Origin of the sequence: Micromonospora sp. R77, from assembly GCF_022747945.1 — a bacterium.
Classification (GTDB): Bacteria; Actinomycetota; Actinomycetes; order Mycobacteriales; family Micromonosporaceae; genus Micromonospora.
Map to the genome: position 1 here is coordinate 180,929 of NZ_JALDST010000001.1, position 13,088 is coordinate 194,016.

Annotated in this window: 9 protein-coding genes and 1 pseudogene; all 10 read right to left on the reverse strand. The window is 74.7% G+C overall.

Features of this window, described 5'->3' with window-relative positions; all coding sequences use genetic code 11:
* Nucleotides 1-186: 186 nt before the first annotated feature.
* The 10 genes and pseudogenes from MRQ36_RS00940 to MRQ36_RS00985 all read right to left on the reverse strand — a co-directional run bounded on the left by MRQ36_RS00940 (nt 187) and on the right by MRQ36_RS00985 (nt 12,984).
* Entirely contained in the window at nt 187-1,530 is a 1,344-nt protein-coding gene (locus MRQ36_RS00940) for a cytochrome P450 (protein WP_374249693.1), read from the reverse strand.
* Nucleotides 1,531-1,541: 11 nt separating this feature from the next.
* Nucleotides 1,542-2,078: a flavin reductase family protein gene (locus MRQ36_RS00945; protein WP_242791549.1), complete on the reverse strand. Its 537-nt coding sequence runs from the start codon at nt 2,076-2,078 to the stop codon at nt 1,542-1,544.
* A 28-nt stretch (nt 2,079-2,106) separates the two neighbouring features.
* Nucleotides 2,107-2,550 (reverse strand): thioesterase family protein, encoded by a 444-nt coding sequence (locus MRQ36_RS00950; protein ID WP_242791555.1) that lies wholly within the window; start codon nt 2,548-2,550, stop codon nt 2,107-2,109.
* 2 nt (nt 2,551-2,552) lie between these two features.
* Nucleotides 2,553-8,345 (reverse strand): annotated as a pseudogene (locus MRQ36_RS00955) (SDR family NAD(P)-dependent oxidoreductase).
* A 75-nt stretch (nt 8,346-8,420) separates the two neighbouring features.
* Nucleotides 8,421-9,392 carry a DUF1702 family protein gene (locus MRQ36_RS00960; RefSeq protein ID WP_242791556.1) on the reverse strand — a complete coding sequence of 324 codons (972 nt, stop codon included), beginning with the start codon at nt 9,390-9,392 and terminating at the stop codon, nt 8,421-8,423.
* A 142-nt stretch (nt 9,393-9,534) separates the two neighbouring features.
* Complete coding sequence (locus MRQ36_RS00965) at nt 9,535-10,530, reverse strand: DUF1702 family protein (RefSeq protein ID WP_242791557.1); 996 nt, start codon at nt 10,528-10,530, stop codon at nt 9,535-9,537.
* 96 nt (nt 10,531-10,626) lie between these two features.
* Nucleotides 10,627-11,211 (reverse strand): copper resistance CopC family protein, encoded by a 585-nt coding sequence (locus MRQ36_RS00970; RefSeq protein ID WP_242791558.1) that lies wholly within the window; start codon nt 11,209-11,211, stop codon nt 10,627-10,629.
* Nucleotides 11,212-11,242: 31 nt separating this feature from the next.
* Complete coding sequence (locus tag MRQ36_RS00975; RefSeq protein ID WP_242791562.1) at nt 11,243-11,812, reverse strand: hypothetical protein; 570 nt, start codon at nt 11,810-11,812, stop codon at nt 11,243-11,245.
* Nucleotides 11,813-11,923: 111 nt separating this feature from the next.
* Nucleotides 11,924-12,127 (reverse strand): hypothetical protein, encoded by a 204-nt coding sequence (locus MRQ36_RS00980; RefSeq protein WP_242791565.1) that lies wholly within the window; start codon nt 12,125-12,127, stop codon nt 11,924-11,926.
* A gap of 23 nt (nt 12,128-12,150) precedes the next feature.
* Nucleotides 12,151-12,984, reverse strand: coding sequence for a carboxymuconolactone decarboxylase family protein (locus tag MRQ36_RS00985; RefSeq protein ID WP_242791573.1), 834 nt, complete (start codon nt 12,982-12,984; stop codon nt 12,151-12,153).
* Nucleotides 12,985-13,088 lie beyond the last annotated feature (104 nt).

The window sequence follows — 13,088 nt, forward strand, 5'->3', positions numbered from 1 at the left end:
CCACGCCCACCGACGCCGCCCTCCACCCGGCGGCCCGGCGCCGGACCCGGACCGGTGGCCGACACCGTGGTCGGCGGCCGTACCGGCCCGGTGGCGGACAGCGACCCGGTCGACGGCCTACCGGCCCGGTGGCGGACAGCGACGTGGCCGGCGCCGCGGGGCGCCGGCCACGTCGCGAGCGGTCGGTCAGGACACCGGGCGTACCGACATCGGCAGACCGCCGCGCACCCGCAGGGACAGCATCGGCTCGGCCACCACCGGATGGCCCGGCTTCAGGACCAGGTCCAGCTCGCGGACGAGCATCGCGATGACGAAGGTGGCCTCCATCATCCCCAGGTGGTTGCCGACGCAGAACCGCGGACCGGCGCCGAACGGCAGGTACGCGTACCGGGGCCGGTCGGTGGGCCGGTCCGGGGCGAAGCGGTCCGGGTCGAACCGCTCCGGCCGGTCCCACAGCCCCGGATGCCGGTGCAGGGTGTACGGGCTGATCAGCACGTCCGCACCGGCGGGCACGTGGTAGCCGCCCACCTCGTCGTCCGCCAACGCCAGTCGGGGCAGCAGCCACACCGGTGGGTAGAGCCGCATCGCCTCCTCCACCACCGAGGTGGTGTAGGGCAGCCGGTGCAGGTCCTCGTACGCCGGCAGCCGCCCGCCGAGCACCGACACCGCCTCGGCCCGCAGCCGCTCACGGACCTCCGGGTGCTGGTCCAGCAGGTACAGCGTCCAGCTCAGCGTGCTGGCCGTCGTCTCGTGCCCGGCCAACATCAGGGTGACCAGCTCGTCGCGCAGCCGCTGCCGCCCGACCCGCCGGTCCGCCTCGGCGGCGGTGGACACGACCAGCCTCGACAGCACGTCGTCCCGCCCGTCGCCGGCCGGGTCGCGGTCGGCGACGAGCCGGTCGACGAGGCGTTCGAGGTCCCGGCGGGCCCGCCGGAACCGCACCTGCCGTGGCAGCGGGATCCAGGTGGGCACCGCGCCGAGCGTCTCCAACTCGAACATCGCCTGGTCCTGCACGGCGGCGAAGGACGCACCCACCGAGCCGAACGCGCTGGCGTCCGCGTCCAGCAGCGCCCGGCCCAGCACCCCGAGGGTCAACCCGGTCATCTCCTGGACCACGTCCACCGGGCCCTGGCCCGCGTACCGCCGCAGGCGCTCGACGAGCCGCGCCCCCTCCTCGGCGATGACCGGCGCCATGGCGGCGACGCGCCGGCTCTGGAAGGTCGGCTGGATGACCCGGCGCTGCTTGCGCCAGAGCTCACCCTCGCTGGTCAGCAGGCCGTCACCGAGCGCCCGCTTGGCGTGCCGCAGGCCGACGCCCTTGTGGTAGTTGCCGCTGTTGTCGGCGAGCACGTGCTTGGCGTGCTCGGGATGGTTGAACAGGTAGAGGGTGATCGGCCCGACCGGCAGCCGGACGGCGTCGCCGTACCGGGCCGCGGCCGAGGCCAGCATGCTGAGCCGGTCCCGCCGCATCGCCGCGAGCAGGCGCAACGTCGCCGTCCGGGGCGGGCCCGGTGGTACGACTCGGGGCAACTGGTCGATGGTCATATCGCCACATCGCTTCGCTTCGGTTCGACCTGTCGGAAGCCGCCGTCGACGAACAGCAGCGCGTCGTCGCCGAGACTGCGGTCCATCCAGAGCAGCTCGCCGAGGAAGATGCTGTGATCGCCCCCGTCGTACGTGCGCCGCAGCGCGCACTCGAAGTGGGCGAGCGCGCCGGTGATCAGCGGCGCGCCGGTCCGGCCGCCGGGCAGCCAGTCGACGGAGTCGAACTGTTCCCGGCCCAGCGGCCTGCGCCGGTCGGCGAAGTAACGGGCCACCGCCTCCTGCTCCGCCGCCAGCACCGAGACGCCGAACGCGCCGGTGTGCGACAGCACCTGGTGCATGACCGCCTCCCGACCGACGCAGATCAGCACCAGCGGCGGATCGAGGGACACGGTGGCGAACGAGTTGGCGGTCATCCCGTGGGGGGTGGCGCCACCGACGGTCACGATCGTGACGCCGGTGGCGAACGCCCCGAAGGCCCGCCGGAGCAGTTTCGTGTCGGTCACCTCGGCCGGGGGCCTGGCATGCACGTCCACGAGCGCCTCCTCATACGGCTCGGACGCCTCACCCACGGACGGGTGCGCGTTGGTACGACTCAAGTGCCCGCGCGAGCGCTTCCGGCACCCGGGCCGGGACGGTGCGCGTGTTCGGGCCCCGCATGCAGGCAACCCGCTGGCTGCCGCGGGCGATCAGGGTCTCCCCGCCGTCGGCGTCGAGCCGGACGTAGTCGAACCCGAACTCGATCTGCGTCTGCGCCAGCTCCACCAGGCGCATCCGGATGGCGAGGTCGTCGAAGGCGGTGATCTCGGCGAAGAACTCGCAGTCCACCCGGAGCGTGAAGAGCTTCAGGTCGTCCTGCAGGTCCGCCAGCACCTCCGGCGCCCGGTCCCGCAGGAACATCTCCCGGCAGCGTCCCTGCCAGCGCAGGTAGTTGACGTAGTAGACGTTCCCGACGATGTTGGTCTCCTCGAACCCGACGGTGTGCCGGTGCTCGTAGTAGCTCTCCACGGTCAGTGGCTCCCCTCGACCAGGACGGCGATCACGACAGGCTCGGTGACGTCCCGCAGGGTCGTGGCCGTCACCGCGATCCGGTGGCTGCCGGACGCGAGGACCGTCCACCCCGGACGGGGGGTGGCCGACAGCGTCAGCGGTTCCCGGTTGGTCCGGCCGGCCTTCTGCAGACACTCCACCGCGGTCCAGACCCGGGTGGCGGCGGTGGCCCGGTCCTCGCCGGTCGCCCGGCCGATCGCCTCGGCCAGCGCCTGGTGCGGGCCGAGCAGGCCCTGCCACACGGCGTCGGGACGCTCCTCGACCGGTTGCAGGTCGCAGGCGACCGGGCCGTCGGCCACCACGCAGAGGGTGACCCCCGCGCCGTGGCTGGCCGACATCGACCGGCCGCCGTCGGCTCCGTCGGCCGTCCGGCCGGTACCGCACCTCGACCGGCGCGCCGCACGCCCGGCCGGCGGCCGTCGCGGTGGGCCCGTCGGGCGGTCACGAAGTCGGTGGACGTCGGCTCCCCCGCCGGCTCGACCGCGGCGGCCACGTCGACCCCGACCAGGTCGGCCACCGTACGCTGCAGGTAGGGGCCGAGCAGCGGCGGCGCCCACGGCCCCCGCCCGTCGTTCTTGCGGACCGCCTGCAACCGCAGGCCCTCCCAGCGCTCGAGCGGCGTCCCGGCGGCGTCGCGGAGCACCACATCGTAGACGTAGGTGTCCCGGTCGCGGTGCCGCTCGGTGGCGCAGAAGCGCAACCCCTCGGCGCTGAACACCGCCGGCCCCGCCGCCTGGACCCGGGCGATGCCGGCCGGCAGCAGGGTCGCGTCGGGCACGCAGACCTGCAGACCGTGCATCAGCGCGTCCCGGGTGCCCGGGTCGCCCAGCAGCAGCCGGCCCGGCAGGAACCCGGCGAACCAGTCCGTCGTCGGGTCGGCCGCCACCGCCACGTCGACGTCCCGGGCCGCGACCCGGTGGTAGCGGCGCAGCCGCTGGAAGCGTCCACCCTGGAACAGCACCGGGCCGTACAGCTCGGTGGCCGGGTCCAGGGGCACCGCCGGCAGGTCGGCGGGGACCTGGGTGGGCGGTCCGTCGGCGACGGCACCGGCACCGGTACGCAGCCGGGCCCGGAAGTGGTCGACGACGAAGCCGGTCTCCTCGCTGTGCAGCGCTACCTCCACCGTGTCCGCGCCGGTCACCACCGCCGCGATCCGGATCCGGGTGGTCCCGTCCGGCGGCACCACCACCGGCCGGAGGAACTCGGCCTGCTCGATCACCGGCACCGACTCGTCGCCGGTGACCGCCGCGGTGACCTGTGCCATCGCCTCCATGCCGAAGACGGCGGGGAAGAGCAGGTTGCCGTCGAGCAGGTGGTCGGCGAGATAGCGGTCGGTGCCGGCGTTCAGCGCGACCTCGGACACCAGCTCCACCCCGTGGTAGCGGATCAGCGGGCGGTCGACGAAGCGCAGCAGCGGCAGCTCCGGCAGGTCGTACCGGACGGTGTCGACGCCCTCGGTCCGACCGCTGATCACCACCCGGTCCGGGCTGTCCGGGTCGGTCAGCAGCCGGCGCAGGATCGCGATGCCCTGGTCCGGGGTGATCGGGGTGACGCCGTCGCGGGTCAGCGACTCCACCACGGACAGCCGCTCGCCCATGCCGACGCCGGACCAGACCGACCATTCCAGGCAGCGGGTCCGGCAGTGCGGGTGTGCTTGGCCGAACTCGCGGGTGAGGTCGGCCAGCCACTCGTTCGCGGTGGCGTAGTGCGCCTCGCCGCGCAGGCCGGCGCGGCCGATGATGCTGCCCAGGGTGACCAGCATCCGCAGCCGGTCCGGGTCGACCGCGGCCAGCACGGCCCGCAGTCCGTCGACCTTCGGCGCGAAGGTACGCCGGAACGCCTCCCGGTCCAGCTGGGTCAGCGCCGCCGGCTCGTTGCGTCCGGCGCCGTGCAGCACGGCGGTGACCGGGCCCAGGGCCGCCACCAACTCGTCCACGGCCCGCCGGACCTGGGCGGGGTCGGTGACGTCGGCGCGGGCGTACCGCACCCGGACACCGGCTTCGGCCATCCGCTTCAGGTTCACCCCGAGCTCGGCGTCCTCTGCCGGGTCGGCGCGCCCGATCAGGGCGAGCGCGGCCCCGGTGTCGGTGGCGACGGCCAGCGCGCACTCGGCGGTGATGCCCTTGCCGCCACCGGTCACCAGCAGCACGTCGGTGGCGTCCAGCGGCGGGTCCGTCCGGGCCGCCTCGACGGGCAGCACCCGCAGCGTCGGCACCCGCCGGGCACCCGACGCGTCGTAGTGGACCTCGGCGAACTCGGCGGTCGCCGCCACCTCGGCCACCACCGGAGCGACGTCGCCGACCTCGGCCGGCAGGTGCACGACGGTGACCCGCAGCTGCGGTGCCTCCAGCCGGAGCGTCTTGGCCAGCCCGGCCGCGCCCCGGTCCCGCTGGACCAGCACGAACCGGTCACCCGCGGCTCCCGACAGCGCTGCCTTCGCCCCGTCGAGCGCCAGCCCGACGTGCTCCTCGGTGGCGCCGGCCGGCAGGCAGACCAGGACACCGCCGCCGACCGCGGCCGACTCCAGCGCGGTCCGCAGCGCCGACCCGAGCGGGTCGGACGGCTCGGCGTACAACTGCCAGGCCCGCGCTGCCCGGCCGCCACCGGCGGCGGCAGCGGCACCTCGTCGAGGTCGACCGACCACGGCCGGGCCCACGGGCGGCACCGGTGACCGGGGCCGCCGCCGTCGCGTCGCCGGGCCAGGCGGTCTGCGCGAGCGTGTCCAGCGCGTCGGCCAGCTCGCGGACCGTGGCGGTGGCGAAGTTCGTCGGCGTCTGCGCCGGCGGCACGGCGAGCTGCGCCGCGACCTGGTTGACCACCCGGCCGACGGTGATCGAGCTCGGGTGCAGGTCGTCCAGGAGCCGGCTGTCCTCGCGGACCAGCTCCAGCGGCAGCTCGGCGCGTTCGGCGGCCAGCCGCCGCAGCAGCTCGACGGCCGGCTCGGCCGCGTCACCGGCCGGTACCGGCACCGCCTGCGGTGCGACCGCCGGAGCCGGTGCGGGGCACCCGGCCGGGCGGGTCCGGGCCGGCAGGTCGACCGGCGGCGCGGCCGCACACGGGCTGGCGAAGAAGCTGAACGTCTGACCCAGCCGCAGCGGACGCATCAGCCGCCCGTGGAACAGCGGGGCCTCGTTGACCGGCGCACCGACGACGTACGCCGCGCCGACCACCCCGAGCACCCCGGCCAGCGACTCGCTGTCGGTGTCCAGGGCGATCGCGGGGACGTCGGTGGCCGCCGCGGCGAGACCCGCCAGCACCCGGCCCGGGCCGACCTCGACGAAGAGGTCGACGTCCTTCGCCGCGACGGCGACGGCCTGCGCGAACAGGACCGGGTCGGTGATCTGCCGGTGCAGCAGGGCCGGCACGTCGGTCTCGGCCGGCAGCGCCTCACCGGTCACCGTCGAGACGACCCGGCGGGTCACCGGGCCGAAGCGCTCGTCGGCCAGCGCGGCACCGAACGCCGCCGCGGCCGGGGCCACCAGCGGCGAGTGGAAGGCGTGCGACACCGCCAGCCGGGTCGCGGTGATGCCGGCCTCGCCGGCCCGCGCGCAGAGCGCCTCGATCTCCTCGACCGAGCCGGCGACGACGGTCTGGTGCGGGCCGTTGTAGCCGCCGATCACCACCGACGTACCGGCGGTCAACTGCGCGACGGTGTCCGCCGAGGCGTTGAGCCCGGCCATCGTGCCGGAGGCGCTGTGCCGGCTCATCGTCCCGCCCCGGACGGCGGCCACCCGCAGCAGGGTCTCCTCGTCCATGGCGTCGGCCCAGTGCAGCGCCGACAGCTCGCCGAGGCTGTGCCCGACGGCCACCGTCGCCGCCAGGCCCAGGGTGTCCAGCACCCGCAGGCCGGCCATCGAGCCGGTGACGATCCGCGGCTGGGCGACCTCGGTGGCCACCGCGTCCGCGCCCACCGGCAGGGCGGCCCGCGCGTACACGTCCTCCGCCTCGGCGAAGCGGCGCCGCAGCGCACCCCCGCTCAGACCGCGCCCCGAGCCCTGGCCGGGGAAGAGGAACCCGATCCGGCCGGGACCGGTGGCGTGGCCGAGGAAGCACCGGCCGTCCGGGCTGAAGAAGCTCGTCTCCCCGGCGGTGATCTTGTCGCGCAGGGTACGCAGCCGCCGCTCCGCGTCCTCCGGCGACGAGACCACCGTCGCGGCCCGGAACGGCAGGTCGCGCAGCTCTGCGTGCAGGGTGGCGGAGAGGTCGGCCAACTGGGCGTACGCGACGGTGGGCACGAACGCCAGCAGCTGGTCGAGCCGCTCGCCCAGCTCGTCGACCGAGGCGGCGTCGACCACCAGCAGTTCGACGTCCTGCAGGGCCGAGGCCAGCGCGGCGGTCCGGCTGTCCAGCCGGCCCCGGCGGCGGCCGTCGGTGTTCTCCAGCACGATGTGCGTGTTGATGCCGCCGAACCCCATCGCGGTGATGCCCGCCCGGACCGGGGCGCCGGCCGGGAACGGCTCCGCCCGGCGCAGCACCCGCAGCTCGGCGCCGTCCTCGGTGAGCAGCTCGTGCGGCTCCACGCAGCCGATCGCCGGCGGCAGCACCCCCTGGTGCACGGCCATGGTGGCCTTGATCAGGCCGGCGACCCCGGCCGCCGCCTTGGTGTGCCCGATCATGCCCTTGATGGAGCTGATCGCGGCGGGCGTGGTCGCCCCGGCCGCCCGGCGGGCCAGGGTCAGCGCCCGCAGTTCGGTGGCGTCACCGACCGCCGTGCCGGTGCCGTGCCCCTCGAACAGCCCGACCGTGTCGACCCCGAAGCCGGCCCGCTCGTACGCCCGGCGCAGGGCGAGCTGGTAGCCGCTCACCTCGGGCCGGGTGATGCCGCCCTTGCCGTCCGAGGAGATGCCCCACCCGGCGATCGTGGTGTAGATGCGGTGCCCGGCCCGGCGGGCCTCGTCCTCCCGCATCAGCACGACCATCCCGCAGCCCTCGCCCGGCCAGAAGCCGTTGGAGCCCCGGTCGTAGACGCGCATCTCGCCGGTGGCCAGGGCGCCCGTCTTGGCGAAGCCGATGATCTCGAACGGGTCGATCGACAGGTCCACCCCACCGGCGACCACGACGTCGAGCTCGCCGTCGACCAGGCCCTTGCAGGCCGTGGCGACGGAGAGCAGGGACGACGAGCAGGCGCCGTCCACGGTGTAGCCGCCACCCTTGAGGTCGAAGTGGTTGCAGATCCGGCCGGCGATGGTGTTGGAGAGGCCACCGGCCAGGGTGTCCTCGTCGATCTCCGGGAACGGGCTCTTGAAGGTGGCCTCGAAGTCGTCCAGGAAGGTGGTCAGCTGGTCGTCGTCCCAGTTCTGGTCCTTCAGGGCGGCGGCCACCATGCGCCGCACGAACGGCCAGCGCAGCCGCAGCTGGTTGGCCCGGGAGAACTCGCCGGTGAGGCTGTTGCCGACGATCACGCCGGTCCGCTCGCGGGGCACCCCCTCGGCCATCGGGAAACCGGCGTCGGCCAGGGCCATGGCGGCGACGTCCAGGGCCAGCCAGTGGGTCAGGTCGGTGGAGCGGTAGGTGCTGCCGGCGACCTTGTAGGCGATCCGGTCGAACTCGTACCCCTCGATCACCGCCGCGTTCCGGGCGTAGAACCGGTCCGGGGCCTTGGGGTCGGCGTCGTAGTACTCGTCGAGGGACATGCGGACATCGGGCAGCCGGCGGAAGGCGCGACGACCCGCGAGCGCGTTCTCCCACAGCTCCCGGGGTGACGTGGCGTCCGGGTATCGGCACGCCATGCCCACGATGGCGATTCTGGTCATCTGCTCAGGACCCTCCTTGTGCCGGGACTCCGGCCGGTACGGCCGGGGTCCTGCGTGAGTCGTCGTACGGGGGCGTCAGCACTGCCCGAGCGACACGAACGATGCGGAGATGCGCTGCCGCCAGACCTCCCAGGACGGCACGGAACCGCCCTCGGGCAGGTCGACCAGCGCCTCGTCGGTGACCTTCTGCGCCTGCGCCGCCGGCATCCCGCAGAAGATCTGGGTGGCCAGCTCGGTGTGCGGGCCGAGCAGTCCGGCCCGCACCCGCGCGCCGGCGGCGAACGCCGAACCCTGGGCGAGCTGCGGGCGGTACTCGGCGCCGCGCTCCCACAACGTCCGCAACTCGTCCTCGTCGGCCCCGCCGGCGTAGGTGGCGGCGAGCCCGGTGCCGCTCCACAGGTCCGCCCGCCGCTCGCGCGGGTACGCCTCGATCAGCTGCGCCACCCGCTCCGGGTCGGTGCCGCCGACGAACCACAGGGCACGGCCGATGCCCTGGTCGATGGCGTGGCCGGCGTACCAGCCGTGGTCGTCGCCCGGCCAGGGGAAGTTCTCCTCCCGGTAGCGCCGGCGCACGTACCGGTCGGTGCGGAAGTAGGCCTGGTGGAAGCCGTAGCCGTCGAGCACCAGCCAGCGCAGCAGCGGGTCCGGGGCGGCCAGCCGGGACCAGAGCGGCCGGGGCAGCCGGGCCATCGCCCAGCCCACCCCGACGTACGCCATGTAGACGTGCGCGTCACCGCGGCCGGCCAGCAGCTGCGGCACGTACCGGGGCCGGCCCGGCCGCAGCGCGTCCCGGACGGCGAATCCCATCGCCGCGCCCTCGTAGGCGAAACCCCGGAACCGGAAAGGCACACTTTCCAGTTCCCGCTCCGCGGCCGACACGTCGGACGCCTCCGCCGCGTGACCGAAGCCGCGCAGGAAGCTGGCCCCGATCGTCTCCAGCAGTTCCCGCGCCTGCGGATTCTTGACATGGAAACCGCGTACGTCGAGTTTCGTTTCCGACACGTCCGGCGTCAGTATTTTGCGCCGCAGCGTCCCGAACACTCCCATGAAACGCTCCCTGCGTCATCGCGCCAATCGGGAAGAGTTTCCCGGGAAATCGTCCCAAGCAATCGAAGGTAATTGCTTCTTCAAATGTGCCGAGCAGGCGTTCAGCAATTTCACCGCGGCGGGACGGGCCGGTCGGCGGGCCTCAGCTCGGCCGGGCGGACGGCGCGACGGCCAGCCGGTCCCGTACCCGGCCGCGCCAGGTCTCGTAGTGGGGCTGCGCGGCCGCCGGGAACGGGTCGACCACGACGTCGTCGGCGAGCTGTGCCGCCGCGGTGGCGTCCACGCCGGCCAGGGTGTGCACCGCCACCTCGCTGTGCGGCGGCACCGCGCCCGCCCAGGTCCGCGCCTTGGCGGCGAAGACCGCGCCCTGGGCGAGGTCCGCCGCGTACGGCCCGGCGTGCCGGCGCAGCGCGGCGAGGTCCGCCGCGCCGCAGCCGCCGGCGAAGGTGGCCGCCAGGCCCACCCCGCTCCACAGGTCGGCGTGGCGGTCGGTGGCGAACCGGCCCACCGCGGCGGCGACCGCCGGGACCTGTCCACCGTGGATGAACCACAGGGCCCGCCCGACGCCCTGGTCCCAGGCACGGGCGAAGTACTCCGGGTGCCCGTCCCACGGGTAGGGCTTCGGCCGCCGCTGCCCGTCGACCCAGCGCGGGGTGTCGAAGTAGGCGCGGTCGAAGCCGAGGCCGTCGACGGCGAGCCAGCTCATGGTGGGGTGGTAGGGCACGTCCGGCAGGTCGGGCAGCACCCGGGCCCAGAGCGGGCGGGGCAGCCGGGCCATCGCGAACCCGATGCCGATGTACGCGAGGAAGATGTGCCGGCGGCCCGGTCCCCGCAGCAGCGCCTCGGTACGCCGGCCCCGCCCGCCGGCCATCGCGTCCCGGACGGTGCACGCCATCGTGGCGCCCTCGTAGGCGAAGCCCCGCTGCTCCGGGTCGACCAGTTCCAGGCGACGTTCCAGCTCCCACAGCTCGCGGACGTCGATGCCCCATTCGAAGCCGCAGATCACCGCCTGCGGGATCGCCTCCAACCGGCGGGTGACGTCGGCCGGCGCCGGGGGGAACCCCCGACGCCGGAAGCCGACCTCCGCCATCGACGGCGTCATCATCAGGCTGCGCAGTGCGCCGAATACGGTGGGCATGGTCCCTCCTGACCCCGTGCCGGGTGCGACGGACCCATCGTCGTACGGGCCCGCGGAGGTGGGCGTCTCCTGCCGTGCGCTGTGGCCGGCGGCGGTTCAGTCCCGCAGTCGGGCGGGTCGCACCAGCACCGTCAGCAGCGCGAGCAGGGCCGCCACGGCCACCAGGGACAGCCCGAGACTCAGCGGGTCGTCCCCGCCGTGCTGGTGGCCCGTCGCGGCGCCGGCCGCCTCGGCGGCGGGATCCGGGACGGCGGTCGCGGGGACCCCGGGGCCGGCGGCGGTCACCCGGAAGCGGTCCACGCCGGACACCTCCCGCCCACCGGGGAGCACCACGTGGTAGCCGATCAGGTAGCCGCCGGCGGCGGAGATCGACACCGGCGCGGTCACCGTCGTGCCGGCGACCGTCGGCGGGCCGACGGTGACCCGGTCCCCACCGGCCGTCGTCACGGTCAGGTGGACCTCGCGGGGGGCCACCTCCCGGTCGAACACCAACGCCACCGTGGGCGGCGGGGCAGCGAGGGTGGCCCCGTCGGCCGGCGTCACGGCACGCAGCGTGGCGGGACTGGACTCGCTGAGCGCGACCAGGAGCCCCACCGTCACCACCACCAGCACCACCGCCGCCCCCAGCAGCCGGCCCCGCCGGCGGTCCCCCGCCGCCGGGACCGGCATCCGGTCGCTCACCGGGCGCTCCGGCTCGTCACCCGGTCACGGCTCATCGGGCGGCGAGCAGTTCGGCCGGTCGGGCGCAGTCGCAGACGGCGGCGCGGGCCTCCGCGACCGACGGCCGCAGGTGCAGCCAGACGGCCACCACCATGGGCAGGAACACCAGGGTGTTGTAGGCCAGGTGCAGCTCCACCCGGGGGATCAGGAGCTGGATGAAGCTGGTCGGCACCGGCCGGCCGAACAGGAAGTGCCCGGTCTGGGCCTGCAGCAGCAGGGCGAAGTGCTCGATGTGGTGCCAGAACTGGATGGCCAACGCGACCGTCCACCAGGTACCGGCGCGACCGACGAACGCCTTGCGCAGCAGGAACAGTCCGATCAGCATGACGATGGCGTACCCGTAGTGCAGCCACTCCGAGGTGATCAGCCAGGGGTAGAACTGGCCGAGCACCCCGCGGGACTGCTTGACCGGCCGGTGCAGGCCCCAGATCTGGTACGCCTGCACGAGGTGCTCGGCCCAGTGTCCGAGCACGACCAGCATGAACAGGTTCAACGCGAGCCGGTGACCCGCGCCGTTGAGCCACCCCACCGACCGCCGCTCGGCGGTGTCGAAATCGGTCATCTCAGCCTCCTGATCGGGCGACCTCACCGCACGCCCGGCCGCGGGCTACGGCGCGTCCAGCCTGGCCGACGCGGCGGGGCCGCCGCGTCTTCGAACGTGCGCTCCTCGGTGCTATCGGCCGGTCGGCTGATGCCAGGCACCCACCCGGCGGGCCGCCGCGAAGCTGGCCCAGGCGGCCACCTCGACCAGCGTCACGTCGTCCGGATGCCACTGCCGGAACTCGGTCACCACGTCCTCGTCGACCTGGTAGGAGGCCACGGCGGTCAGCAGGGCCAGCCGGGCGGCGGCCCGGTCGGCCGGTTCCAGGTCGGCCACCAGCAGTTCGCACCAGCGCCGGCTCAGGCCGGTCTCCGCCCCTGCCAGCCGGCCAGGTGGTCGGCGACCACCCGGCGGACCGCCGGCGGCACCGACCGGTCGCCGGCCGCCTCGAAGGCCGCCGCGGCCTGGGCCACCGCGGCGGCGACCGTCGGGCTCGGGCGCGCCCAGGCGGCGTCCGCCGGCAGCGGGGCGTCCGGCAGCAGGTGTACGGAGAGCCCGGCGGCGCGCGGCTGCCGCAGGGTGGGGCGCAGCACCCGGCTCACCCCGCGCTTGAACCGGCGCCGGGCCTCGGGGCTGAGCCGGGGCGGCAGCAGGAAGCTGGAGAGGAAGACGTTGACCACCCGGGTCAGGTAGTGCATGGCGACCAGGACGCCGACGAGTTCCGGGCGGTGCCGGTCGCCGAACGGCTCGGGCAGCGGACCCCGGCCCGGCTCGGCGGCGGTCCGCGCCCACTGGGCCAGCGGTCGCAGGCTCGCGTCCCGCAGGTCGCCGGGGCGGTCGGCGACCAGCGCCTCGGCGTCGTCCTCGCCGACCAGGTCGTACATGCCGGTGCTGTGCATGTCGACGCAGTACGGGCAGATGTTGGCGGTGGACACGGCGGTCGCCACCGCCTCCTTGACGTCCCGGCCGACCGTCTCGCTGGGCAGCATCGGCTCCCGCATCAGCATCCAGTACGCCGCGGCCAGGTCGGGCACCGGCGAGTGCAGCTGCACCGGCGGGCTGACCAGACCCATCTCGGCGGAGGACTGCCGGTAGACCGTGCGCAGGACGCCGGTGGCGGCGCCGACCGGCACCGGCGTGACGTACCTGACCTGACGTTGGGCGACCGACGCCGCGATCCGTCTGGCGACCATGCTGTCCTCCTCGGGGCGCGGGTCCACCTCGGCGCCTGGCGCACCCGTGACCCTGAGGACATGGATACTGGCGGCACAGACCGCCCCGCAAGCGCTCGTCACGG

What these genes read in the sequence shown, in the direction of transcription:
- MRQ36_RS00960 (WP_242791556.1), bottom strand. Translation starts at nt 9,392, where the DNA reads ATGGGAGTGTTCGGGACGCTGCGGCGCAAAATACTGACGCCGGACGTG.
- MRQ36_RS00965 (WP_242791557.1), bottom strand. Translation starts at nt 10,530, where the DNA reads ATGCCCACCGTATTCGGCGCACTGCGCAGCCTGATGATGACGCCGTCG.
- MRQ36_RS00975 (WP_242791562.1), bottom strand. Translation starts at nt 11,812, where the DNA reads ATGACCGATTTCGACACCGCCGAGCGGCGGTCGGTGGGGTGGCTCAAC.
- MRQ36_RS00985 (WP_242791573.1), bottom strand. Translation starts at nt 12,984, where the DNA reads ATGGTCGCCAGACGGATCGCGGCGTCGGTCGCCCAACGTCAGGTCAGG.